The 25,598-nt window shown below is 66.1% G+C and carries 22 protein-coding genes and 1 tRNA gene; 16 read left to right on the top strand and 7 right to left on the bottom strand.

Translation table 11 applies throughout. From position 1 onward, the window contains the following. Positions 1–3: 3 nt before the first annotated feature. Together CJ028_RS01265 and sp36 are read right to left on the bottom strand one after the other, a co-directional pair. Positions 4–474, bottom strand: a complete 471-nt coding sequence (locus tag CJ028_RS01265) for a RidA family protein (RefSeq protein ID WP_105033467.1) — start codon at positions 472–474, stop codon at positions 4–6. Between the two features lie 2 nt (positions 475–476). Beyond that, positions 477–644, bottom strand: a complete 168-nt coding sequence (gene sp36, locus CJ028_RS21055) for a Sp36 family protein (protein ID WP_167395121.1) — start codon at positions 642–644, stop codon at positions 477–479. A 71-nt stretch (positions 645–715) separates the two neighbouring features. Between sp36 and CJ028_RS01260 the strand changes: the two genes are divergently transcribed. The 14 genes from CJ028_RS01260 (at position 716) to CJ028_RS01200 (ending at position 16,857) form a co-directional block, all read left to right on the top strand. Next, positions 716–3,322, top strand: coding sequence for a transglycosylase domain-containing protein (locus CJ028_RS01260; protein WP_240607019.1), 2,607 nt, complete (start codon positions 716–718; stop codon positions 3,320–3,322). Continuing rightward, complete coding sequence (locus CJ028_RS01255; protein WP_105033465.1) at positions 3,319–4,311, top strand: metallophosphoesterase; 993 nt, start codon at positions 3,319–3,321, stop codon at positions 4,309–4,311. Before CJ028_RS01260 ends, CJ028_RS01255 begins: the two co-directional genes overlap by 4 nt. Before the next feature lie 63 nt (positions 4,312–4,374). Beyond that, positions 4,375–4,448 (top strand) — tRNA-Pro (locus CJ028_RS01250). 184 nt (positions 4,449–4,632) lie between these two features. Then, positions 4,633–4,824: an MFS transporter gene (locus CJ028_RS21265; protein ID WP_338064122.1), complete on the top strand. Its 192-nt coding sequence runs from the start codon at positions 4,633–4,635 to the stop codon at positions 4,822–4,824. Between the two features lie 30 nt (positions 4,825–4,854). After that, positions 4,855–5,328, top strand: a complete 474-nt coding sequence (locus CJ028_RS01240; protein WP_105033464.1) for a VanZ family protein — start codon at positions 4,855–4,857, stop codon at positions 5,326–5,328. Between the two features lie 70 nt (positions 5,329–5,398). Further along, complete coding sequence (locus CJ028_RS01235) at positions 5,399–6,253, top strand: hypothetical protein (RefSeq protein WP_205683907.1); 855 nt, start codon at positions 5,399–5,401, stop codon at positions 6,251–6,253. Between the two features lie 13 nt (positions 6,254–6,266). Next, positions 6,267–7,361 (top strand): acyltransferase family protein, encoded by a 1,095-nt coding sequence (locus tag CJ028_RS01230; protein WP_105033462.1) that lies wholly within the window; start codon positions 6,267–6,269, stop codon positions 7,359–7,361. Further along, positions 7,358–7,924, top strand: coding sequence for a YdcF family protein (locus CJ028_RS01225; protein WP_129590337.1), 567 nt, complete (start codon positions 7,358–7,360; stop codon positions 7,922–7,924). The genes CJ028_RS01230 and CJ028_RS01225 overlap by 4 nt, the downstream gene beginning before the upstream one ends. Positions 7,925–8,054: 130 nt before the next feature. Beyond that, entirely contained in the window at positions 8,055–9,494 is a 1,440-nt protein-coding gene (locus tag CJ028_RS01220; RefSeq protein ID WP_105033460.1) for an O-antigen ligase family protein, read from the top strand. 86 nt (positions 9,495–9,580) lie between these two features. Then, entirely contained in the window at positions 9,581–10,612 is a 1,032-nt protein-coding gene (locus CJ028_RS01215) for a glycosyltransferase family protein (protein WP_205683906.1), read from the top strand. Next, positions 10,609–13,533, top strand: a complete 2,925-nt coding sequence (locus tag CJ028_RS01210) for an oligosaccharide flippase family protein (protein WP_105033459.1) — start codon at positions 10,609–10,611, stop codon at positions 13,531–13,533. Before CJ028_RS01215 ends, CJ028_RS01210 begins: the two co-directional genes overlap by 4 nt. Beyond that, positions 13,530–14,765 carry a glycosyltransferase gene (locus tag CJ028_RS01205; RefSeq protein WP_105033458.1) on the top strand — a complete coding sequence of 412 codons (1,236 nt, stop codon included), beginning with the start codon at positions 13,530–13,532 and terminating at the stop codon, positions 14,763–14,765. The genes CJ028_RS01210 and CJ028_RS01205 overlap by 4 nt, the downstream gene beginning before the upstream one ends. Next, positions 14,762–15,811, top strand: coding sequence for a polysaccharide pyruvyl transferase family protein (locus CJ028_RS20835; protein ID WP_161498856.1), 1,050 nt, complete (start codon positions 14,762–14,764; stop codon positions 15,809–15,811). Before CJ028_RS01205 ends, CJ028_RS20835 begins: the two co-directional genes overlap by 4 nt. After that, complete coding sequence (locus CJ028_RS01200) at positions 15,808–16,857, top strand: glycosyltransferase family 2 protein (RefSeq protein ID WP_161498855.1); 1,050 nt, start codon at positions 15,808–15,810, stop codon at positions 16,855–16,857. Before CJ028_RS20835 ends, CJ028_RS01200 begins: the two co-directional genes overlap by 4 nt. 106 nt (positions 16,858–16,963) lie before the next feature. Here CJ028_RS01200 and CJ028_RS01195 read toward each other — a convergent pair whose 3' ends face one another. Together CJ028_RS01195 and CJ028_RS01190 are read right to left on the bottom strand one after the other, a co-directional pair. Further along, a complete protein-coding gene (locus tag CJ028_RS01195; protein WP_240607018.1) occupies positions 16,964–17,278 on the bottom strand; it encodes a transcriptional regulator in 315 nt (104 codons plus the stop codon). Next, complete coding sequence (locus CJ028_RS01190; RefSeq protein WP_105033456.1) at positions 17,271–17,729, bottom strand: hypothetical protein; 459 nt, start codon at positions 17,727–17,729, stop codon at positions 17,271–17,273. The genes CJ028_RS01195 and CJ028_RS01190 overlap by 8 nt, the downstream gene beginning before the upstream one ends. 473 nt (positions 17,730–18,202) lie before the next feature. Between CJ028_RS01190 and CJ028_RS01185 the strand changes: the two genes are divergently transcribed. Beyond that, positions 18,203–19,765 carry a right-handed parallel beta-helix repeat-containing protein gene (locus tag CJ028_RS01185; RefSeq protein ID WP_105033455.1) on the top strand — a complete coding sequence of 521 codons (1,563 nt, stop codon included), beginning with the start codon at positions 18,203–18,205 and terminating at the stop codon, positions 19,763–19,765. A gap of 578 nt (positions 19,766–20,343) precedes the next feature. Further along, positions 20,344–22,260, top strand: coding sequence for a right-handed parallel beta-helix repeat-containing protein (locus tag CJ028_RS01180; RefSeq protein ID WP_105033454.1), 1,917 nt, complete (start codon positions 20,344–20,346; stop codon positions 22,258–22,260). Here CJ028_RS01180 and CJ028_RS01175 read toward each other — a convergent pair. From CJ028_RS01175 to CJ028_RS01165, 3 genes are read right to left on the bottom strand one after another with little or no spacing between them, the layout of a single operon-like run. Further along, on the bottom strand, positions 22,255–23,436 hold the full coding sequence (locus tag CJ028_RS01175; protein WP_105033453.1) for a glycosyltransferase family 4 protein: 1,182 nt from the start codon (positions 23,434–23,436) through the stop codon (positions 22,255–22,257). The two genes, CJ028_RS01180 and CJ028_RS01175, sit on opposite strands and share 6 nt — an antisense overlap. Next, a complete protein-coding gene (locus CJ028_RS01170) occupies positions 23,433–24,548 on the bottom strand; it encodes a hypothetical protein (RefSeq protein ID WP_205683905.1) in 1,116 nt (371 codons plus the stop codon). Before CJ028_RS01170 ends, CJ028_RS01175 begins: the two co-directional genes overlap by 4 nt. Beyond that, positions 24,545–25,531 (bottom strand): glycosyltransferase, encoded by a 987-nt coding sequence (locus CJ028_RS01165; RefSeq protein WP_205683904.1) that lies wholly within the window; start codon positions 25,529–25,531, stop codon positions 24,545–24,547. The genes CJ028_RS01170 and CJ028_RS01165 overlap by 4 nt, the downstream gene beginning before the upstream one ends. Positions 25,532–25,598: the final 67 nt, after the last annotated feature.

Below are 25,598 nucleotides of genomic sequence, written 5' to 3'. Positions count from 1 at the left end.
CGGTTAGGCGAAGGCGGCGACGAACTCGATCTCGACCGGCGCATCCAGTGGCAGCACCGCGACGCCGACGGCGGAACGGGCGTGGCGGCCGATGTCGCCGAAGATCTCCACGAGCACGTCGGAGGCTCCGTTGACCACGGACGGCTGCCCGGTGAAGGCCGGGTCGGAGGCGACGAAGCCGGTGACCTTGACCACCTGGGTGATGCGGTCGAGGGAGCCGATGACGCTCTTGATGGCGGCGAGGCCGTTGAGGGCGCAGGTGCGGGCATATTCTTGGGCGTCGGCGGCGGGAACGAGGCCGTGACCGTCGCCGACCTTGCCGGTGGCCGGAAGCGCACCAGACACCATGGGCAACTGGCCCGCCGTAAAGACGAACCCGTTGCTGATCACGGCGGGCAGGTACGCGGCTACCGGCGGTACGACGCTCGGCAATTCAAGGCCCAGTTCGGCCAGACGTGCTTCGATCTTCGACACGATCAGGCCTCTTCCTTGGCGGCGAGCGGGCGTTTCAGGTAGGCAACCAGGCCGCCTTCGGGGCCGGTTACAACCTGAACGAGTTCCCACCCGTCAGAGCCCCAATTGTTCAAAATGGCGGCCGTGTTGTGGATCATCAACGGCGTTGTGAGGTACTCCCAGGCGGGCATGTGACTCCTATTGAGGCGGGCATTCAGATTTGTCGCTTACGCTCAAGTGTATGTCTGCCAAAAATCGAACCGTGAGCGGGGCTCTGGGGGGTTTCCTGGGTCTCGTCGGGATGAGCGCCGTCGCCGGCATTCTCGTGACCGCCGCCGTCGCCCCAGCCGTTGCCCTCTCCGGCATAGCCGCAACGAACACCATCAACGTGTTCGACAACCTGCCCGAGTACCTCTCCATCGATCGGCTCGCCCAAAAGAGCAACATCTACGCGTCGACCAACGCCGAGGATCCGGTGGGTACCCGCGTTCTCCTGGCCTCGTTCTACGAGCAGAACCGGGTCGACGTTCCGTCCGACGCGATCAGCCAGTTCGTTAAGGACGCCGCGATCGCCGGCGAAGACCCGCGCTTCATGGAGCATGGCGGCGTGGATGTTCAGTCCAGCTTCAACGGCGCTGTGCAGACCCTGGCCGGCGGCGGCACCCGCGGTGGCTCATCGATAACGCAGCAGTACGTGAAGAACGTGCTCATTCAAAAGTGCGAGGTCATGACCGACGCCGACGCGGCCGACGCGTGCTACGACGATGCCACCCTACCCACCGCTGACCGCAAGCTGCGCGAGATGCGCCTCGCCATCGGCATCGAGAAGGAGTACGAGAAAGCAGACATTCTTCGCGGCTACCTGAACATCGCCGGCTATGGCGGAACGGTCTACGGCATCGAAGCCGCAGCCAACTACTACTTCAACACCAACGCACTCAACCTGACCCTGCCGCAGGCGGCGAGCCTGGTGGCGATCGTGAACAACCCGGTCAAGTTTCAGCTCGACCGCCCGGACAGCGAAACCAACGGCGCGGCCAACGGCTACGCCGCCAACAAGGTGCGGCGCGACTACATACTCAATGAAATGCTCAAGTACGACAAGATCGCGCAGGCCGACTACGACGCCGCCATCGCAGCGCCGATCGAGCCCGTCATCACCGTGCCGAGCACCGGCTGCCAGACCGCCGGCGACAACGCGTTCTTCTGCGATTACGTGACCAAGATTCTCAAGAACGACGTGACCTTCGGCGCGACCGAAGAAGAACGCATTGACAACTTCACCCGCGGCGGGTTCGACGTCTACACGACCCTCGACCTCGAGCTTCAGGCCACCGCCGTCGCTGCGCTCAACGCCAACGTTCCGAAGACCTACAACGATTGGAACGTCGGCGGCGTCGTGTCCAGCGTGCAAGTCGGCACCGGCAACGTGCTGGTCATGACCCAGAACAAGGACTACAGCCAGGACCCGGCCGTGCAGGCCACCGGCGCCAACTACACGAGCATCAACTACAACACCGACTTCGCCTACGGCGGGTCCGGCGGATTCCAGCCCGGGTCAACCTACAAGGTGTTCACCCTGGCCGAATGGCTCAAGGAAGGCCACGCCCTCACCGAGCGGGTTGATTCCCGCCGCAAGTCCAACTGGGGCAACTTTCAGGACAGCTGCCTCGGCGTGAAAAACTACGACAACGACACGCCGCCCTTCAACCCGCGCAACGACTCCAACGAAAGCGGAACCAACTACTCGGCCCTGCAGTCCACCACGGGCTCCATCAACACGGGCTTCATCGGCATGGCCAAGAAGCTCGACCTCTGTGGCATCCGCAAGACCGCCGAAAATTTCGGAGTGCACCGGGCGGACGGCAACGCCCTCGATCAGGGCGCCGCGTCGGTCATCGGCACCAATGAGATCGCGCCACTCACGATGGCAGTCGCCTTCGCGGGCATCGCCAATAACGGCATGACCTGCAGTGCGGTCGCAATCACGAAAATCATCGGCACAGACGGCACCGAGCTGCCGATCCCCGCGTCAAACTGCCAACAGTCGGTCGAACCTTCGGTCGCTGCCGGCATGCAGTACGCCATGAAAACGGTCATGACCAATGGAACAGCCACCGATTCCAACCGCAATACGACTCCCCGCCTTCCCATGATCGGTAAGACCGGAACCACTGACGGCGCCAAGGACACCTGGATGAGCGGCGCCACCACCAAGGTCGCCACCGTGGTCGGAGTGGTCAACGTCGGCGGAAACAACTGGAAGAGTCAGCGCAGCAGCCGGTACAATCTGCTGGGCAAGTACCCCGCCACCGCGCGCCACCGCATTTGGCCGATCGTCATGTCGGCCGCCAACGCGAAATACGGCGGAGACGACTTCCCCGAGGCGTCCTCCAGCGTGATCAACGCGGTCGCCGTTCCGGTGCCCGACGTGCGCGGCAAGTCGATGGCCGAAGCCAAGACCACCATTGAGGCCGCCGGGTTCCTGTTCGTCGACGGCGGCGTGACCAGCTCAGAGATGCCCGCCGGAACCGTGGCCAACACAGATCCAGCCGGCGGCGCGGCATCCACTCGCGGTGCCACCGTCACCGCCTTTTCGAGCGACGGCACCGGAGTCGTGATTCCAGCCGTGATCGGCAAGACCGAAGCGGATGCCCGCACCGCGCTGACCGCCGCCCCCTACGGTTTCAGCGTGGCCAAGCTCGAACAGGCAACCACCGACAAGGCGCAGGACGGCAAGGTTGTGGCGATCCAGCCAGGCGAGGGAACGGCCAGCCGTCCCGGCGACGGGGTGACGATCGTCATCGGCAAGTACACCGCGCCGGCTGCCGCCGATGGTCAGGGCACTGACACCGGCAAGAAAGGATGACCGCGCTCCGTCGCCTCGGCGAGAGCGGGCGACTCGTCGGCACGTCGCTCGCGGCAGCCGGCGCGGTCGGCCTGGCCGCCTTCGCCTGGGGCGCGCTCGTGGAGCGCAACCGATTCACGCTGCGTGAGGTGAGCGTTCCGGTGCTCGCGCCGGGGTCGACATCCATCCGGGTGCTGCACCTGTCCGACCTGCACATGGCGCCCTGGCAGAAGAACAAGCAGGAGTGGGTGCGCAGCCTCGCATCCCTGAAACCCGACCTTGTCGTCGATACCGGCGACAACCTCGGGCATGAAGACGGCGTCAGTGGCATCGAGTATGCCCTCGCACCGTTCCGGGGCATTCCCGGTGTGTTCGTCAACGGCTCCAACGACTACATCGGGCCGCAGGTGAAGAACCCGTTCACCTACTTCGGCGGGCCGTCGAGCCGGCGCACCATTCGCCGGGAGGAGCTCGACACCGATGCGCTGCGCCGGGTGTTTGCCGATCTCGGTTGGACCGACATCAACAATGCGGCTGAGGCTCTCGATCTGAATGACACCCACGTGGAGTTCTTCGGTGTCGACGACCCGCACATCGGGCGGGACCGGCTCGACCTGATCACACGGGCGATCGACGACCTGCGGGCCAACGATCCGCTCGGCGACGACGTTTGGCCCGACCCTGAAGAAGCGGCGGCCCCGCGGTCCACTCTTACCGTCGGTGTTGCTCACGCGCCCTACCAGCGGGTGCTGAACTCCTTTGTGAACCATGGCGCCCAACTGATTCTCGCCGGCCACACCCACGGAGGCCAGGTTTGCGTGCCGGGTTTCGGCGCGCTCGTAACCAACTGCGATATTCCACGGCGCCAGGTCAAGGGCTTGAGCCTCTGGAACCATGGCTTGCGTACGGCATTCCTGAATGTTTCGGCCGGTCTCGGAACCTCCATTTACGCGCCCGTACGCTTCGCCTGCCCGCCCGAGGCGACGCTGCTCACCCTCACCTCCGCCTAACTGCCGACTCAATTCGTCGCGGGAGGGTGTGAGCGCCTATACTGATTGAGGCCCACGGGCCATCGGGGTATGGCGCAGCTTGGTAGCGCGCGTCGTTCGGGACGACGAGGTCGCAGGTTCAAATCCTGTTACCCCGACAGTAATAGCAATATAAAACGAAACCTCCGCTCAAGCCGAGCGGGGGTTTCGTTGTAGTATCTCCTGTGTCTTCTACGCCCGTCATCCCCCCAGCATCCGTCGTTCCACGCCGCGCCTGGCAGGCGCTGGTTGTGCTGCTGGTCGGCATGTTCATGGCGCTGCTGGACACGACTATCGTGAGCGCTGCCGAGCATCCGCACGAGCCTCGACGCCAGCGGGGCCACCCTGTCGTGGATCATCTCCGGTTACGCCCTCGCCTTCGGCCTCGCGCTTATTCCGGCGGGCCGGGTCGGCGACCGGTACGGCCACAAGTGGGTCTTCTTCACGGGCCTGGCTTTGTTCGCCGGCAACGGGCCAGCCGCTACCGCTGGGTAAGGCAGAGTTGACGAACAAGCAGGAGGGGCCATGATCGCGATTCGACGACGTCGACATAGCCTGCTGCGCCGCGGCGCCCTGTGGATCACTCTGGTCTACCTGGCGGCGCTCGCCCTGATCGCGTTTTGGCCCACGCCGGTCGACCGCGACGTGCACGGGTCGATCGGAGCTTTCGTGACCTGGTTGCACGCACACGGGATGCCGAACCGGTTCGGCTACGACACCATTGAGTTCACCGCCAATGTCGCGCTGTTCGTTCCGGTCGGCCTGCTCGTCGTTGTGCTCGCCGGAGCGCGCCGCTGGTGGCTCGGCCCCGTGGCCGGCGCCCTGATCAGCGCCATGATCGAGCTGGGCCAGCTGATTTTTCTGCCCGAACGGTTCGCGACCGTGAACGACGTGGTCGCTAATAGTATCGGTGCAGTATTCGGCACGATTCTCGCGCTCGTCGTGCTGCGGTTCACCCTGGGACCACGTCCGACGCCCCACCCAATCCACCTTCGCTAACATTTCGGGTTGGACCTCGTCGTTTCTCTCTGCTATCTTCGGCAGAATGAAGCGTCGAGAGTTTCTCACTTTGTCAACTGCTGGCGCAGCCACGCTCGGTTTTGGTGCGCTCGGCGCACCCGCCGCGTTCGCTGCTACCGCCCCGAAACTACCTGGAGAGATCTCGCGCCTCTCCAACGTGCTCACCCAGAAGGGCAGGAAGCTCTACGACAACGTCGAAGTGAACATCGGCGGCGACCGCGCGCGCCTGTTCATTCCCCAGACAATCTCAATGAACTCGACCGCCGCAATCGGTGCCGTGTGGTTCTATCACGCGGCCTCCAGCTCCCACAACGCCCTCAACGGCGGCTTCAAATACCCCGGCGAACTGGTGGTCGACCAGAACAGCATCGCCATCTGCATCAACGCCGGCGGCACCCAGTACACCAACTCCATCGCCACCACGGCCCAGAAGAACGCCTGGACCTATCTGAATTCGCTCTACACCGTGCGCCGCAACTTTCTGCGCGCCACCTCGTTTGGCGGGTCGCTGGCCTGCTACACCTACGGCAAGAAGCTCATCCCGTATATTCGCGGCCTGTACATGGTCAACGGTCTCTATGACAACGAGTGGCTCTACGCCTACGACACCAAGAACCAGGCCCACGTCGGAGACGCCTACGGCAACGACCTCACCCTGATCAAGGGAACCAACCCCGCACGCATCAGCGCGACCCCATGGACCAACAGCCGGGTCAAGGTGCTCGTCTCCGATGATGCCCACCCCGATAACGTCGTCGTGCCGAGCAGGAATGGCCTCGCCCTGATTAATAAGATCAAGCCGGTCGCCGCCAATGCCCAAGTGATGTACCACACGCTCGCCCACGGGACGCCGGGTTTTGCCCACACCGACATGATCAAAACCTTCGCACAGTGGTCGGTCTGATAGAGAGGTCCTAGTGGGCAGCGCAATCGATCGCACCCGGGTCAACTGGGTCGACGGCGCCAAGGGCATTGCCATTCTGCTCGTAGCCCTGGCGCATGCCGTGCAGTGGACGGTTCTTTCCGGTCTGGCCCCCGAACTCTGGAACAAGATCAATCTCGTCTTCATCGTGTTTCGCATGCCGCTGTTCTTTCTCGCCTCCGGGCTCTTTGCCGGCTCGATCATCAAACGCACCTGGCCGGCCCTGTGGCGCACCCGGCTGAGCCTGCTGGTGTGGGCGCTCCTACTGTGGACGGTCATCCGTTTCGGTTATTTCTCCCTGCTGCCCAACCCCGCTGGCTTCGATGAGACCAACCCGGTCGACCTGCTGCTCGCCCCGGTGCGACCGAGCAACGGACTCTGGTTTCTCTATGCCCTCGCTTTGTTCTTCGTGGCCGCGAAGCTGCTGCGAAACCGGGTCGACTGGCGGGTGCAGATCGGCGGTGCCGCCGTGCTGTCGGTGTTGTTCTTCGCGCGCGCCGACACCGGCAACATCGCCTGGAACGGCATCGGCCGCTATTTCGTGTACTTTCTACTCGGCTGCTACCTGCGCGAGCGGATCCTGGCCTTCGTCAACCGGCCGAGCCGGTTGGGCGCCCTCTGGCTCGGGCTCGGTTTCGGCGCGGGCTTCCTCGTGCTGGCCGGGGTGATCCTCACCGTCGATGCCCGGGTGCCGTTCATCACCGGCAGCCTCGTGCTGGTGAGCCTCGCCGCCCTCGGCTCCGGCCTGCTCCTGGCGCGCTTCCTGGTGGGCTTTCGCGCGTTCACCTGGCTGACCTACGTGGGCCGCAACACCCTGCCCATCTACGTGGTGCACGTTCTCTTCGTCTCAGCCCTGACCAGCCTGCTACTGCTCGGGCGGGGGCAGACCTGGCTCGACCGCCTCGGTCCGGTGCTGCCCGTGCTGGTCGCCGGAGGCGCCGTCGCTGCCTCGCTGTTGTGTTGGCGCCTGGTGCGCGACCTGCCGGTGCTGCGCTACGGGTTCTCCGTGCCGTCCTGGTTCTCCGGTCGCCCTCCGGCCGCGGCGGTGGAAGCCCGACCAGCAGAGCGGATGCTGCCGCTCAACGAGTGAGACGACCCCGCCGGCAGCGCGCGTTGATCGTGCTCACCGGCCTGGTACTTCTGACCGTGGGGCTACTGGCGGTCACCACGCGAACCGTTATGTTTCCCCGCGAGGACCAACCGGTCTCCGCCGACGCCATCGTCGTACTCGGCGGACTCGGCAGCGCCGCCGTGGTGGCGAAGGCCGTGCATCTCGCCGAAGCCGGGTACAGCGGGAATATCTTTATCTCGGATGCGTTCGGCGGTGATACCCGACCGGCGAATCTGTGTGCACGAGCGGTGCCGGTACCGGGCACGGCGATTACGGTGGAGTGTTTCGATCCGCACCCCACGACGACCCGCGGTGAGGCAGAGGCGATCGCGGCGTTTGCGACCGAACGCGGCTGGAACCGGGTGATCGTGGTCACCTCGAGCTATCACGTGAGCCGGGCCCGGGTGCAGATCAGCCGGTGCTTCGCCGGGGAACTCGCGGTGATCGGCGCCGCCCAGCCCATGGATCCCGGCACCTGGGCCTACCAATTCGCGTACCAGAGTGCCGGATTCGTGAAGGCCCAGTTCACACCGTCCTGCTGACCCGAATACCGGTTTTCAGCTGTTCCGCTGGCGTTGAGGAAAACTCACGTGTTATCGTTGCGGCTATTCGCACCAATAGTGCTGCGCGATACCCGATCCATTCCTGCGCCACTACCATCCGAGGCGGCCGATGTTCGATTCCACTCTGCGCCGATTGCGCAGCACGCCGGTCGTTCTGGTCGTGTTCGCCGCCCTGTTCGTCATTGTGGCGAGCGTGGTGCTGCCACGATTCATCACCACCGTTGGCATCATTCTGATTCCGCTCACCCTGCTCGCCTTTGCCGCCGTCGTCACCTTGTTCCTGCTGCCGGCGCACATCCTGCCGGCCGTCGCGCTCGTGACCTTCGCGCTGGTTCCGGCGCGCATCCTGCCGCAGGACGGCCCGATCGGCGCTCTGCCGCTAACCACCATGATCATCGTCATCTGGGCCATAAGACGCCTGCTACCGACGAAAACGGATGCCGGCCCCGCGACCCCGCCGGCCCGCTTCCGGTCAGCCACCCGCTACTTCGCCCTGCTGTTTCTGGTCTGGACGCTGTTCACCCTTGCGCGGACCACCGACCTGCAGGCGAGCCTGGGCTGGATGATCAGCTTCAGTGCCGCCGTGTTGCTGCCGCTGTGCATCGGAACCAGCACCCGGGAGGCGTACTGGATTCGTCGAACCTGGCTGCTGCTCGGCGCCTGGCTCGGCGCCTACGCGGTTGTCGAAGGTGTTTTGCGCTTCAACCCGATCTGGGGCAGCCTGTTCTCGGTGCTCGGGCTGACCGACCACCAGCACTGGTCGGTGTATCGGGCCGACGCGTCATTCGGGCATCCGCTCTTCGCCGCCCTGTTTTTTTCCGTCGCCTGCGCCCTGGCCATTGGCGTCTGGCTTCGGGAGAACTCCAAGCCCGCCCTCGCCGCCGCCGTCTTCAGCGGCCTCGGCCTGGTCGCCACCGTCTCGCGCGGGGCGATTCTCGCCGCTGCCATCGCCATCGGTTTCGCCTACGCGGCAGCCCTCATGCTGCGCGGCGAAAAGCGCTGGGGCAAATTCGCGCTGCTGGCCGGGCTCTTTGTCATCGCGGTGGTGGGATTGTTCCAGTTCGACGCCTTCACCGCCCGCAACAACTCCGTCGAAGCCGAACTGTCTTCACAGGCCCGCGATCTCGGCGTGTGGGTGTCGGTGCAGGCAGCGAACCTCGCCGGCTGGATCGGCTCGGGCCCTGGCACCTCTGGCATCACCGGGCGCCTGTTCAACGAGGTCACCATCGAGAACTCGCTGCTGCAGCTGCTCATCAGCATCGGGCTGCCCGGCCTGGTGCTGTTCCTGCTCATGATCGGCTCGGCCATCGCGCACGCGTTGTCCCGCCGGGCGGTCGGCGCGGCCGCAGCCCTGGTGGCGTACACGATCTGCATCGCCGGTTTCAACGCTATCGACGCCCTGCGACCGATGCACCTGCTGCTCGGCCTGCTGCTGATTCTGGCGTTGAACCCCACCCGAGCGGATGCCGCCGGCCCGCTCGAGCCCGGCCGCGCGCCCACTACGCGACGGGCTTTCGTACACCCCAAACGGGGGTATGCGCAGCTCTGACGCTCGAGCCACCCGCACGCTACGCTAAACCGACAGATTCTCACGTTTGAGCCGATCCGTTTCACCGGCCCGCAAGGGGAATGGGCATGATGACCGCGATTAAAGTAAACCTGACAGTCTTGCAATCACTGAGTCCGCCCGACGGCAGCACCCGGTACGTCAACCAGGTCGTCGAGGGCGCACCCGATGCGGTGACCATGCGATTCTTCTCCTGGCGCACCGCGCTGCTCGGCCGCTATGACGTTTTTCACGTGCACTGGCCGGAGCTGCTCATTCGCGCGCCGAGGCCGCTGAAGGCCCGGCTCCGCCGCGGTGCGCTGTATGCACTGCTGCTGCGCGCCAGGCTGCAGCGCATTCCGATCGTGCGCACCGCGCACAACCTGACCCCGCACGAAGCCGGTCACGACGCCGAAACCCGCGCGCTCGACGCGCTCGATGCCCGCACGGCCCTCATCATCCGGCTCAACCCGACCACACCGGTCGAACCGGAGTCTCGGGCGGTCACCATTTTGCACGGTCATTATCGCGACCGTTTCAGGAGCATGCCGCTGCCCGACCCGGTGCAGGGGCGCATCCTCTATTTCGGTTTGATCCGCCCGTACAAGGGCGTTGAAACGCTGCTTCAGGTGTTCCGGGCCCTACCCGACCCGGACCTCGCGCTGCGCATTGTGGGTCGGCCCTCGAGCGGGCTCGGTGAGATCATCAGCACGCAAGCCGCCCGCGATGCGCGCATCAGCTCGGTGCTGCGTTTCGTCTCCGACGAAGAATTGGTGGTCGAGGTCGGTGGGGCCGAGCTGGTCGTGCTGCCCTACCGCGAAATGCACAACTCGGGTGTGCTGCTCGTAGCGCTGTCGCTCGATCGCCCGGTGCTCGTGCCGTCGACGGCGTCGAACCTGGCCCTGGCCGAGGAAGTCGGCCCCGACTGGATCTACCTCTATGAGGGCGAGCTCACGCCAGAGATTCTACTGGGCACCCTCGAGCGGATGCGCGCAGCCGGCCCGCGCCCGCGCCCGCAACTCTCCGGGCGCGACTGGAAAACGCTCGGCCTGCAGAGCTATCACACCTACCTGCGGGCCCTGCAACTAACCGGGCGCACCGCCGGGCGGAGCATCCGTTGACCGCGACGATTCAGCCGGGAACCCCCAACGTTCCGGAGAAACCCCGCTCGACCGCAGGACTCGGCCGCACCGCCGGGCGCGGAGCATCGACCACCCTGGTCGGCCAGCTCATTCGTATCGGCGTGCAGCTCGGCGGCATCGTCGTGCTTGGGCGCCTGCTCGACCCGAGCGACTACGGCCTGGTCGCCTCGGTCGCGGCGATCATCGGCGTCGGTGAGGTGCTGCGCAACTTCGGGCTGTCGTCGGCCGCCATTCAAGTGCGCGACCTGAGCCAGCACCAGAAAGACAACCTGTTCTGGATCAACAGCGTGATCGGGCTTGCGCTCATGCTGCTCGCGATGTTGCTCAGCCCGCTCATCGCCACCCTGTATGGCGACGATCGGCTCGTGCTGCTCAGCCAGGTGCTCGCCGGAACATTTCTGCTGAACGGCCTGGCCACCCAGTTTCGAGCGGACCTCAACCGCAACTTTCACTTCGTGGCCCTCGCCGGGTCGGAGATCGGCGCGCAGGTCGGCGGCCTCTTCGTCGGTATCGTGATGGCACTGAACGGCTTCGGCTACTGGGCTCTCGCCGGGCAGCAGATCAGCCAGGGCATTCTCACCATCATCATTCTCATTCCGGTCACCAACTGGTTTCCCGGCTGGTATCACCGCGCCGCGCCCATGCGCCACCTGATCGTATTCGGGTCGAACCTGGCTGGCACGCAGTTGCTCGGCTACGCCAGTCGCAACACCGACACGATCGTGATCGGTGCCACCCTCGGCGCCGGCCCGCTCGGCCTCTACAACAGGGCCTTCCAGCTGCTGCTACTGCCGCTCAACCAGATCAACGGTCCATCCACCAGGGTGGCCCTGCCGGTGTTGGCCAGGCTGCAGGACGACCCGCCCAAGTACGACCGGTTCATTCTGCTCGGGCAGACCATCATGCTGCACGCGGTCACCATCGTGCTCGCCTTCTCCTGCGCCCAAGCCCTGCCAATCATCAGCATCGCCCTCGGTAGTCGGTGGCTGGGCTCCGCACCGATCTTTCAGATTCTCGCCATTGCCGGGTTCTTCGAAGCCGCTGCCTATGCGACCTACTGGGTTTTTCTGTCAAAGGGTGCCACCAAACAGAACCTGTATTTCGCCCTCACCACCCGGCCGTTGCTCGTGGCATTCGTGCTGGTCGGCTCGCTCTGGGGCGTCTACGGCGTCGCCGCCGGGTATTCGATCGGTGTCGCGCTGATCTGGCCGATCGGCCTCGCGTGGATCAGCCGGGTAACGGATGCGCCGGCGCGCGCCATGTTCCTGGCCGGCGTGCGCGCCATTCTCGGCTACGGTTTCGCCACCGGCGTCAGTTGGGCCGCCGTGCAGTGGATTCCGATTGAACTTTCGTTCGCTCGCGTCGCCGTCGGCGGGGTCGCGCTGCTCGCCGCGATCGGCGTCGTCATGCTGATTTGGCCGATTTTTCGCCGAGATGTGCGCTCGATCACTCAAGCCCGCAGCTTTCTGCGCTCCGCACGGTCGTCGAAATCGGGCAGCCCGACCGTTGATACCGACACGAACACCGATTCCGACCAGCTGTCCCCCGCCCGCACCCCCGCGCGTACCCGCACGGCCGGCCGCACCCGGCGGCGCATCATCCGCCGGTTGGACCGGGTCGTCCACGGCTTGGCCGCGGCATCCGCTCTGCCCTACCTGCGCGATCGCGGCGCGCTTCGACGCGCAATAAACCAGCTGCGCCCGCTCGATGCGCGCGCCCAGCGTTCGCACGTGCTCGTCGCCCCGCCCGGCGAGGGCAATATCGGCGATCAGGCCATGGTCGAGACTTTTCTCGAAAACGTGGATGGGCCGGTGCAGGTGCTCGTGCGTCGGCCGGCCGACGTGCGGATCCCCACGCAGCACGCCTGGCGGGCTCAGCTCGTGCCGATTCCACACCTGGTCTACGGCACTGGGCGGGTGCACCGCCAGGCCATGGCTTCGCTGGCTCCGGTACTTTACAGAGCCCTGTCACTGACCGTGATCGGCGCCGACATCATGGACGGCGCCTACAGCGTGCGCGCCTCCTCGCGGCGAGCGGATGTTGCCAGCCTGGCGCGCAGCGTGGGCGTCGAAGCGCGCATTCTCGGCTTCAGCTGGAACGGCCACGCCAATGTGGGGGTGCGCCGGTCGCTCGCCCGGGCCGGCCGGATGGGAACGCGGTTGCAGCTACGCGACCCGGTCTCCGGCGAGCGCGCCCGCGCCGATCGTTTCGAGAACGTGGTGGATGTCGCCGACGCCGTGTTCGCCGCCCGAACGAGTTCCGGCCTGGCCGTAAGGGAATATCTCGGGGCGACGCCAGCCCGCTACGCCGTCGTAAACGCGAGCGCGCTGGTCGGCCGCCGGTTCGACCAGACCACGGAGTACGCCCGAATTGTCACCGCGCTGTTAGAGGACGGGCTCCGGGTGGTACTACTGCCGCACGTTGTGCGCACCAGCGGCGACGATGCGGCCGCCTGCCGGGCGGTGTTCGACCGCGTGGCCGAGGCTGAAGGGGCGGATTCCCGGGTCGTCCTGGTGAACCGGCTGCTCAGCCCGGCCGATGTGCGCGGGCTGTGTGCCGGCGCCGAAATCGTGCTGACCGGTCGCATGCACCTGGCCGTGCAGGCCATGTTCCACGAGGTGCCGGCCGTGGCCCTGTCAACCCAGGGCAAGGTCGCCGGCATGATGCGTCTCTTTGACACCCAGGAGCTGTGCGTCGAACCGGGCGTCGGCCTGGCCGACCGCATGATTCCGGTGGCCCTTGCAGTGCTGGCCAACCGGGCGAGCTACCGCGACCGTCTCGCCGCGCGGCTACCCGAGGTACAGCGCTTGGCCGCCCTGAACTTCTCGGGATTGCCGAGTGCACAGCGTCCCCATTCCCCTGCCCTGAGCCCGACTCCCCACAGACAAGGCCCCGCATGACACTCTCCTCGCAGACCCCGTCCGACGATGCGCGCGGGCACCCAGCCTTGCGCCGCATCCTCTTTGTCATACCGTCACTGCACGGTGGCGGGGCAGAATTTGTGGCCCGCACCTGGATGGGGTGGCTCGCCGATCAGGGCTATGAAGTGAGTGTCGTACTCACCGCCGCCGAGGTGAATCCGGAATACCTGCCCGACGGGGTTGCAGCCTCATCCCTCTCGGCCCAGCACGGACATCTGCACAAGGCCGCCGCACTGCGCCGCCGCCTGCTCGACTGGCAGCCCGACGTGGCGATCTCCCTGCAGGCGCACCCCAACCTGGTGCTGCTGACGGCGGCCCACCTGATTCCGGTGCGACTGCGGCCGCGCGTGCTGGTGAGCGAGCGCAACCTGGTGTCGCTCGGACTGCCCGGTTCGTCTCTGGCCCACCGGGTGAAGATCTGGTTCGCCAAGCGCCTGTATCGGTGGGCCGACCACGTGATCGCCATTTCGCATCCGGTCGCCGCTGAGATGGTGGCGGCTTTCGGGGTGCGCGGCGACCGCATCACCGTCGTCGCCAACCCGGCGACGGCGAAGCTGCGCGGCACCCCGCGGGGTCAGGGTACGACGGGCGCGCGCGCCCAGGTGGGTGGGGAGCTGATCGGCATGGAATCCATCGATGCCGGCGCCACCACCATCGTCGCGCCGCCCCGACGTCGCCCCGGATCGGCCAACGGGATTCAGATCGTGTTGGCCTGCCGGCTGGTGGCGCAGAAGCGGCCGCTGCTCGCCATCGCGGCCGCCGCCGAGCTCGCCCGCCGCGGCGTGCTCGTCGAGGTCGTCTCGTTCGGCGGCGGCCCGCTGCTGGGCGACGTCCAGGCCGCGGCCCGGCAGGAGAACGTGGTCTTTCACCACCGTGGCTGGGTGGAGAACTGGTTCGACCACTTCGGCGACAACGCGGTGGCCCTGCTCACCTCGAGCCGGGAGGGCTTCGGCAATGTGCTGGTCGAGGCCGCAGCGGCCGGATATCCGGCGGTCGCCGTTTCGGGGGCGCTCGGGGTAGCGGATGCGATTGTGCCCGGAATCACGGGGGAACTCGCGCTGTCCGCGCATCCGGTCGACCTTGCCGACGCCATCCTGCGGGCGGCCGAGCTACCGCTCGACAACATCGAACCCTGGTTGGCCCGCTTCTCGGAAGAGGCCAGCGGCTCCGACCTGGAACGGGTGCTGCTGCGGGTCGTGGAGCGCACATGAGAATCTTCGCCTCGGCTATGGGCCAGGTCGACAATATCGGCGACACCGTGCTGCGGCGGGCCTTTCTCGATGCCCTGCGCGGGGCCGGCGAACTGCAGGTGTTCGTCGGCGCCCGATCGGACTCGTACCTGAGCGGGCTCGGCCTGCAGGACGAAGATCGGGTGTTCCGCACGAGTGCCGAGTGGCGACGCGAAATTTCGCGGTCGACGCTGCGGGAGGCATCCGTTTATGCCTTCAATGCCGGTGAAATGGAGCTGCAACGCGCCTACGCCCTGCGCTACCTGCGACTTGCGCCGCACCTCGCGCTCAACCGGCTGCGCGGCGGGCATGCCGTGCACGCCGGGTTCGGAGTGCGGCAGAAGACGGGCTGGCGCATTCCGGTGGCGGCGACGCTGCGCCTCTGCGACCTGGTGGCCTGGCGCGACGCCTACAGCCGCTCGGCGATGGGGCTCGGCCGTATCGCTCCCGACTGGGCCTTCGCCACGGGAGCCGCGGATGCCCACCTGCTCGCGTCCACCGCGGATCGCCCGCTGCTCGCTGTCTCGGTGCGGTACAACGGGCGACGCCCCGACGAGGCCTGGCTGGCGGCACTGCGGGGTTTGGCCGACACTCTCGGACTCGAGATCGTGACCGTGTCGCAGATTGAACGCGACGGGCCCCTCGCCGAAGAACTCGCGGTCTCGCTCGGGGGTACGGCCCTGGTCTGGGACGGCCCGGACCATGCCGCGCAGGAGCTTCGCCTGCGCGGCGTGTACCAGCGGTCGATGCTCGTGGTGAGTGACCGCCTGCATGCCGCCGTGATCGGGCTGACTGAGGGCGCACTGCCGCTCGTGATCGCTGACGCGGGGCCGTCGAAGGCGGCCCGCACCCTCGACGCGGTCGGCATCAGGGGCGCCACGATCGGCTGGACGCTGCTCGACCCGGCAGCGCTCGAGCGCCGGGCCCGCGACGTGATCAGCCGCCGCGAGCCGATTCTGCGCCACGTCGTCGAGGCCCGTGCGTCGTTGCGGGAGCTGACCGACAGCATTCGAAAGCTCACCGCGTGAATGGGGCGCATGCCGCCGGGCGGCCGGAGGAGGGCAGCACTGGCACGAGCCGGCATCCGGTCGTGAGCGTCATCGTTCCGGCCTACAACGCGGCGGATTTTCTGCAAGGCGCCATCGATCGACTGTTGCAGCAGACGCTCGGCGCATCCCCGGAGTCGGTCGAGATCATCGTGGTCGACGACGGCTCAACGGATGCGACGGCCGCAATCGGCGCGCGGGCCGCGGCCGCGGCCGCGAACGTTTCGTATTTTCGGCAGGAGCAGAACGGCGGAGTCGCCCGGGCACGAGCCCGCGCGGTGGCTGAGAGCCGGGGTGAATTTCTGTGGTTCGTCGATTGCGATGACGACTGGGCGGTGTCGGCGCTCGAGAAACTCGTGGCGGCGGCGCGGTCGACCGGTGCCGACGTGATCGTCTGCGGCGCCGAATACGTCTATCCCGGGCAGCGGCGTCCGTTGGCTGCGCCCCTGTTGAACGGTCCGATCACCGGCGCCGAGGCTTTTGGAATGCTGCTCGACGGCGAGCTCACCGGTCATCTGTGGAACAAGCTGTTCCGCCGGGAGCTCACGCGCGAGATCGAGTTCACCCCGGCCCGGGTGCACTCCGACCTGGCGATGGTCGCTCAGCTGCTCGCCGCCGCCACTCACGTGGCCGTCATTAGCGATGTGCTCTATTCCTATGTCGTGCGCGGCGGGTCCATCGTCCGCTCGGGGTCGCGCCGGGCTGAGTCGCTGCTGCTGGTGGAGCAGGCTGTCACCACGGTGGCGATCACCCTCGACACCCGCATCATCGGATCGAACTCGTACGGCTACTTTCGACTGCGCTACGTGCTGCTCTCCGGGCTGAAAGACGCCCTGAACGGCCCGTACGACGCCGACGAACGCGACGAGATCGTCGCCGAGCTGCGCTCCCGACTCACCTGGCGCCTGGTGCTGCTCGCTGCGCGTCGTCGCGATTGGAAGCGTCTGGCGCTGGCCGGCTCGGCGAAGGTGAGCGTGCCGCTGCACCGCCGGGTGCTGCGTCTGGCCGCCGCGCAGGGTGCGGCCTGAGAAGTGGCATCCGCTCTGCCGAGCCGTGCGCGTAGGCATCCGCCCGTCGAGCCGTGAGTTTTGTTCGCCGACCCGGGAGTCTTGCCGCGGTTTTTCGGGTCGAAACTCACGGCTCGGCGTTGATTGCGCCCGTAATCGTGCGCAGGAAGGCCACGTGGCCCTGGAAAGCCCAGCGACCGGACTCGGTGAGCTGCACCCGGGTGCGCGGGCGGCTGTCGACAATCCCCTTGATGATGTCGACATAACCGGCGGCCTCCAGAATGCGCAGGTGCTTGCTGAGCGTGGGGTCGCTCACCTCGAGGCTGTCGCGAAGCAGGCGAAACTCGGTCGTGCCCAGCTGATGGAGCATGGCACACACCCGCAGCCGCACGGCGCCGTGGATCGTCTCGTTGAACTGGGCCGCCTGTTCGGCGTCAGGCACCCTGGGCGACCGACCGCGCGAAGGCGCGTTCCATTCGAACGCCCAACACGAGCTTCAGCGCGAGAACGACTGCGGCCGTCACGACCAGGATCCACAGCTCGTCGACCTGCCGATGCGCGAGGACGCCCACTGCCATAACCGGCACGATGATGGCAACCTGCACGAGCCCACCGCGCCAGGTGCGGGCGTCGGACCACGGCTCTGCCGTCGTGCGCGTGAAAACGCGGCGTAACAGGCCGAGCACGATGTAGCTGAAGCCGATGGCATTGGCACCGATGTAGAAGCCCGGGTCACTGAGGGCGAAGCACAGAATGAACGCGGCGAGCAGCAGGCCCTCCATCAACAAGTACCACCACGGCGCCGTGATGCGCACGGCGGCGCGGCCGCGATCCTTACCGAGCTGCTCGAGCGCGCGACGGGCTTCGGCTGCGGTAACCTCGGGAGTTTCCATATCGGTAAGTATACACTTGCCGATTTGGCAACTCCAGCACTTATTCGCGAAAGCGGGTAAACGGTTGTCTCAGCACTTTGAAGCAACACTTCACCATGTCCACGCGTGCACGGATGCGTCACGCGGGGAGGCTCCATTCTGGGCGTTTTCCCAGGAAAGTGAAACGGATTCGACTTTGACTCTCGATAGGCTCGGGTAACAGTTCAAGCCGGATCCCTACGATCTCGGTCATCGAACGCTGAATACGCATCGCAGTCGCAACGAGCAGGCAGCATCCGGCACGAAGCGACCAGTTGAAAAACTGGCTCGCTACAGATCACCGGAATATCGACAACCTGACCGAATCACAGGGCCGACGAACCGACCCTCCGGCGCACTCGCCCGCAGACTCGATGCAACACGGCACCATTAGCATCCGCGCCGTGCGCGCACCCGCTGTCCATTCGCGACCCTGACTCTCCGGAGGACTCCACGTGCCCGTTTTTCGCAACAGTCTCCTCCGCAAACGCGCTGATCTCACGCAGCCTTCCCGCCCGCTCCCCCGCACGCGAACATCCGCCCGCCACGCCCTAATTGCCGTCGCCGCCTCCACTGCGGTGACCGTGGCTATTCTGGCTCCGATGGCCGTCCCCAACCCGGGCATCGAGGCCGCCGCATCCGGGCCGGCGCGAACCGTCATCGACAGCTCCTCGGCCAAGATCACCTACAGCGGCTCCTGGCGCAGCACCCGCAATGCCGCCGACCGGGGTGGCTCCGTACGGTTTCAGTTCAGCGCCGGCAGCGCATCGATGACGTTCACGGGAACCAGTGTCGCCTTCATCACCCGCACCACCCAGAGCTCGGGAAAAAGCACCGTCTCGATCGACGGCAAGGTCGTCGCAACGGTGAACGCATACTCCGCCAGAACAGTGCACCAGAAGACAGCGTTCAGCACGAGTACGCTGTCGAGCGGCAGCCACACGATCAAGGTCAGCCGTACCGGCAAGAAGGATGCCCGTTCAAGCGGCACCAACAGCATCGTCGATGCGTTCGTCGTGAACGCCACGACCAGCGTGGCCCCGGCTCCGGACCCCGCCCCTGCGCCTGCCCCCGTACCCGCGCTCGCGCCGTCGACCGGAGTGCACCGCTACGCCGACTGCCCCTCCGCGACGACGACGGTACACACTGCCGACGAACTCATGGCGGCCGTCGACCGTGCGGGGCCCGGCACCGTCATCAGAATGGCCCCCGGCACCTATCGCCGCCAGATCGACATGCACGCCAATGGAACGGCCTCCAACCCGATCTGGGTCTGCGGCTCACGTGACGCCGTGATCAACGTCGGCGATATCCAGGACAACCACGGTATCCAGATCAAGAACTCGTCCAACCTCGTGATCGCCGGCATGACCGTGACCAACAGTCTCAAGGGCATCAGCGTGATCAGCGGCACAAACGTGACCATCGCCGACACCCGCATCGATCACATCGGCTACGAAGGCATCCACCTGCGCGCCTTCACGACCGACAGTACGGTCGTCGGCAACACCATTTCGAACACCGGTATGCGCGATGCACCCTTCGGCGAGGGCATCTACATCGGCACGTCGGAGAACAACTGGTGCGCCCAGACCGACTGCAAGCCCGATCGCACCGATGGCACGCGCGTGCTCTCCAACCGCATCAGCCTCACCGGCGCCCAGCCGATCGAGGTCAAGGAGGGTACGTCAGGCGGCGTCATTCGTGACAACGTGATCGACGGCGCCAATGCCATGAGCGATGCCAAGGAGTGGGTCAAGGTCAAAGGGAACGACTGGACCATCGACGGCAACCGGGGTTCCAACAGCCCGCTGCACGGCTTCGCGGTCAACGGCAGCGTCGACGGCTGGGGACTGCGCAACACCTTCACCGACAACTCGGGGGCGGTGAACGCCGGCGGCTACGCCTTCTTCATCCACGAGAAGGGCCGCAAGGGGTCGAGCGACACCGACGTGTCGTGCTCGAACTCGGTCACCCGGGCTACCCAGGGCATCTCCAACATCACCTGCACGCCGTAGGCGGACCCTTCGCTGGACGCAGGGCCCCCGGTGCAGGCGAAGTGCGCGGGACTTGAGCCAGTGCGCGGGGGTTGCGGCCCGCCAAACGGATGAGACGTCAGCGCACTCGCGCGCTTCGACGCTCTTTTATCGTGCCGTTAGCCACCGGTGAATTGTGGGTGACAAAACCTCAACAGTTATATATTCACTCTAGGCACTTTCACAGGAATGATGGATGCCGCGCCGCGGCCACCCAGACAGCCACTCCGACAGCCCGCCCCCAGGCGAGGGGCATAGCCCACTATGAGTAATAGCACTGATCAGGGCGAAATCGTCGAGGTCCCCTCAGCTTTTTCGCTCACGGTTGCGGGAACCGACCCGTGCCCTTCTCGCGCGCGCTCGCGCGAGGGGAGGCGTGACATCCGCTCGAATTGCGCCCACAAACCCATTTACACACGGGTAACGCGCAGCAGCTCAGACGCTAATTGACGAAGTGATCACGGCAGCACAACCGCCGGACTTCACGAAGATCATGTGCGTCGGAACCCATCGGGTTCACGGACGCTACAAACTGTCCATGAATATCCGGAAGGTCCAAAATGTTGTTCCCCCGCTTCTCACGCCGTGCGACCATCGCCGCCGTCGCCATAGCCGCGCTGGTTCCCCTCACCGCGATGATTCCCGTCGGCGTTGCTTCGGCCTCCGCCGCCACGGCGCCCGCCGGCACCACGGTGGTCGACAGCAGCTCCTCGCAGGTCAAATACTCCGGCACCTGGCTCACGACGGGCTCGCCGTCTGACCACGGCGCGTCGATCAAGTATGCCGGGGCCACGTCGAGCGCCTCACTCACCTTCACCGGGTCGACCGTGGCTTACGTGACGCGTATGACCAGCAGGTCGGGTACCAGCGACATTGCCATCGACGGCAAGGTCGTCGCCACGGTCAACGGCTATTCGGCCTCGACGCAGTACCAGCAGAGCCTGTTCAGCACTTCGAACCTCTCCAGCGGAACACACACCATCAAGGTCAGCCGCACCGGCCAGAAGGATGCGCGTTCCGCCGGTACCAGCAGCATCGTCGACGCCTTCGTGACTCTGACTCCGGCCGGCACGACGACGACGACACCGGCTCCTGAGCCCACCCCGGCCCCGGTCGCCACCACGGCTCCCGTGCAGGCTCCGGTCGGCACGACCACCTTCGACAGCAACTCGGCGTCAGTCAAGTACAGCGGCACCTGGCGCACCTCCGGCTCGGTCAACGACTCGGGCGGCGGAGTTCAGTTCACCACTACGGCGGGCAGCGCCTCGTTCACCTTTCAGGGCTCGAGCGTCGCCTTTATCACCCGTCTGACCAGCAGCTCTGGCACGAGCACCGTCGCGATCGACGGCAAGAACGTCGCCACGGTCAACGGCTACTCGGCGACCACCGCGTACAAGCAGAACGCGTTCAGCACCACGAGCCTCTCGGCGGGAACTCACACCATCACGGTGACCCGCACCGGCCAGAAGGATGCCCGGTCCACCGGTACCAACAGCATCGTCGACGCGTTCATTGTGTCGGCCGTGCCGAGCACCGCGCCAACCCCGGCTCCGATCAGCACCCACCGCTACGTTGACTGCCCCGCTGCCACCGTGAACGTGGCCACGGCCGGGGAACTCATGGCCGCCGTAGCCCAGGCCCAGCCCGGAACCGTTATCAAGCTCGCCCCCGGTACCTACAACGAGCAGATCAACATGACCGTCAACGGAACCGCGTCCAACCCGATCTGGGTTTGCGGACCGCGAAGTGCAGTGATCAACGTCGGCAGTATCCAGGACAACCACGGCATTCAGATCACCAACTCGTCCAACCTCATTGTCGCCGGTATGACCGTCACGAACAGTCTCAAGGGCATCAGCGTCATCCGCAGCAGCAACGTCACGATTGCTGACACGCTCGTCGACAACATCGGCTACGAGGGCATTCACCTGCGTGCCTTCACCACCGACAGCAAGGTGGTCGGCAACACCATCAAGAACACCGGCAAGCGCGATCCGTTCTACGGCGAGGGCATCTACATCGGAACCTCAGACGCCAACTGGTGCGCCCAGACCAACTGCCAGCCCGACAAGACCGACCGCACGCTGCTCATGGCCAACAACATCAGCCTCACCGGCGCCCAGCCGATCGAGGTCAAGGAAGGCACCTCCAACGGCATCATCCGCGACAACGTCATCGACGGAGCCAACGCCATGCCGCGGGCCGAGGAATGGGTCAAAGTCAAGGGCAACGACTGGCAGATCTACAACAACCAGGGCAAGAACAGCACCGTGCACGGCTTCGCAGTCAACGGAAGCGTCGCCGGCTGGGGCCTCCGCAACGTCTTCTTCGGCAACACCACCCCGGTCGGCGCCGCCGGCTACGGTTTCTTCATCCACGAGCAGGGCACCAAGGGTGCCAGCGGCACCAAGGTCTACTGCTCGAACACCGTAACGACTGCCGGTTCCGGCTTCTCGAACCAGGCCTGCATTTCATAACACACGGTCTGCTCGTCGGTCGAGTGCAGCCTTCCAGCTGCGTTCGACCAACGGAAAGACAGCGGCCGCCGAATAGGTAGTCTCAAAGGCGGATCTGGCCAGATCCGCCTTTTTGGCGCGCCAGGCGCCATCCGTTATCGCGTGCCGAAGCGCTACCTCGAGCGAGTCGACGTCGCCGGGTTCCACGATCATGCCCACACCGTTCGCCAGTACGGCCGGCACGCCGCCGACCCGCGTCGCCACGACACAGTTTCTGCGGGCCATGGCTTCGAGAATGAACATGGGCATCGCCTCGTCGCGGGAGGGCAACACGGCGATCGCCGACCGCTCCAGCAACTTCATCAGTGCCTCGTGGCTCAGCGCCCCCACGAACTCGCCGCGGGTTAGCGGCACTGCGGGTTGGTCAACGATGGGGCCGGCAATCACCAGTTTCCAGAGCGGATGCGCTAGCGCGAGCCGCTGCCAGGCCGCCACCAGCACGTCGACGCCCTTGCGCGTGATGACCGCACCGCCGAACACCACGAGGGGTTCGATCTCGCGCCGCACCCCGTCGGCGACGGCGTTGGGCACGAGCACGACGCGCTCCAGGGGTACAAAATCGGCGGCAGCCGCTTGCGACTCGGCCGACAGGGTCAGCACCACGTCGGCCGCGCGCAGGACGCGCCCGACCAGTCCTGGCCGCTTCACGGCAAAGTCGGCAAAAGAGCTGCCGTGGAGCTGAGCGACCGTGGCAAACCCGCGCGCGTGGGCCAAGGTGAGCAGCGCACCCTCGCGCGCAAAGGATCCGCCCTGCGACAGGTGCGCGATCACAACGGTGCGCTCGGGCCTGGCCAGGCGAAGCACCTTCCAGAAAGCGGATGCTGCCAACCCCGCCGCCCGCACCCCGCCGCTGCCGTCCCGCGACGAGACCATCCGCAGATCAAAGTCAGCGAAGGAGTGTGCCAGGTAGCCGTTGATAACCTGACTCATACCGCCGGCGACTGCGCCGCTGCGCCCGATGTGCACGGCGAGCAGGCGTTGGGACTGCGAAGCCGGAGCGACCGGCACGCGGGTCGGTCCGGGAACGGACGCGGTTCGGGACTCGTTGCGAATCTCGCTATGGTCAGCGGGGACCGCTGCGGCGGATGGCTGCACGACAACGATCGGCTCGGTGTCGCCCGGCTCGGCGAGGCTCACTGAAAACTCTCGGTGGTGAGCACCTGGTCCAGCAGGCGGCGCACGGTCTGTAATTCGTCTTGGGCCTCGGCCAGGCCGGCCAGAATAGCCGTGCGACGGCCAAGCAGATTCTGCAGCCGTGCGGCGATCTCGGCGGCAGACAGGCCCGCGCTGACAATGCTCACGTCGTGCAGTCCGGCGGCGGCGAAATGCCGAGCAATCTTGTCAGACTTGGCGTCGACCAGAAGCGCGGCCGGAACCGCCCCCTCGGTGAGGGCGCCGACGAGCACGTGCAGTCGATCACTCACAGTGAGCGCGGCCCGCCCGTACAGGGAACGCAGGCGCTGTTCCTGCTCGTCGTGGCCGGTGCCGTTCCAGCGCAGCGCCTCGCCGCCGAGGTCGGTAGCGAGTTGTCCGCACTTGTCATCATCGCGCAACACCTGGGTGACACACCAGATCTGCAGCCCGTTGTCGGCCGCGACGGCGCGTACCCCGGCGAGCCAAGCCGCGCTCGGGTACTCCAGGTCGGAGCGCATCGACACGACGAGCACGTCGCGGCGCGCCGTGCTGCCCAAATCGGCGGCGGCTGAACCGGCGGCGCTGCTCGCCCCGGCGAAGGCGAGGTCGGGCATGATGCTGCCCTGCCCGAGATATCCGGCGGTCGCTGCATCCCGCCACAACGACACGTTCGACAGTGCGATGGACGGCCCCATCAATGCTCGCGGAAGCGGCGCGAAGTTGCGGCTGCCTACCCCGACCCGGGCGACGCGGCCATGTCGAGCGCGCACGAGTGCGAGCACCGGAAGCATGGCGAGGTGCTCCTTCATGCCGATCAGGGTCAGTTGAATCTCGCCGGGTTTGAACACGTACGAGGCGTGGCCGCGGACCGCACTGGCCAGCGCTGCGGCATACCACCGGCGAAAGGAGCGATACTGCACGTCGCCCGGTGTGAGGCCGAGCCCCTCGGCATATCCGTCGGGCGCCTCGCCGACATAGACGTGCAGCGGGCCGCTCGCCCGCAACCAGTCGAGCAATTGGCGGCGCAGCAGGATGTCACCGATATTGTCGTATTGGCCGCGGGCCGGCACGAAGATGTCGCGCTGCATCCGCTCGGGAGACAACCCCTGGATCATCGGTCGCTGGGCAGCGGAACGCGCACGCCGGTGTCGATGGCACGGCCGGCAGCGAAGCGGATGACTTCGGCCGTGAGGTCGGGCGAGTCAACGGCCCTGGCGACACCGAGGTATTCGGCAAGCTCCGCGATCTGCATCTGGTGGTCATCGACGTGTTCACCGCGGTGCTTGCGGCGGGTCACGATCACCGGAAAAATGCCCAGTTCGAGCAGTCCCATGAAGGTACCAACACCGGCGTGGGTGATCACGACGTCGGCTGTCAGGGCGGCATCGACGAACTGTGCGGTCGGCATCATCTGGCGTACCTGGCCGGGAAGATCGGTGCGGTTGGTGGTGAAACCGAGCTGCCAGACGGTGCGCTCATCGGCCAGGCCGCTTGCCAGCACGGCGTCGACGAGGGAATCGAAGCGGTAACCCTCGATGGTGCCGAGGGTGACGAACAGGCTGGGGCATTCCGGCGCCGGCCGGATCAACGAATGGTACGTGGACAGCACGCTCGGGTGCGTTCGCCACCGGTTGGTGGCCCAGGCAGGATGCTGGGTGCGCACGCTGACCAGGTGGCTGGCGGCGAGCATCCGCCCGCTGAGCGATGGCCCATCGACGCGGGAGACGCTCTCGATGTAGAGGCTCGGCACGCCGCTGATCGCGGCCTGCGGCAGTGCCGCGACGGCAAGACCGGCGCCGGTGCTCACTGCCCCCTCAAACGTTTCGTGCTTGAGTACACGGCGAACGATGCTGGCCGCGCGCATCATGCCGAGGTAGTCGCGGGGACGCACGTACGGCACATGGATGCGCCGCTGGCCGGCCAACAACGACCGGCTCTGCATGGAATCAAAGGTGACCCAGAGCGAGCTGGGCGAGGCGCCCAGCCCCGGGGCCAGCCGAACCAACTGGGCCAGATGCCCGCCGGTAGAGGCCACGAGCAGAAGTTTTCGTTGCTGGGAGGGCGACGAATCGACCGGGTCAGACGAGTGCACGGACACTGAGGCTCCCTTCGGGTCAAGCCTTTGCGGAACTGTTTCGAACGTGCGTCTTCGAACGTGCGTCTTC

The sequence above is a fragment of the Cryobacterium aureum genome (assembly GCF_002954245.1).
Lineage (GTDB): Bacteria > Actinomycetota > Actinomycetes > Actinomycetales > Microbacteriaceae > Cryobacterium > Cryobacterium aureum.
Note: the sequence above shows the minus strand (reverse complement) of the source record. Positions and strands in the feature narration are given on the sequence as shown.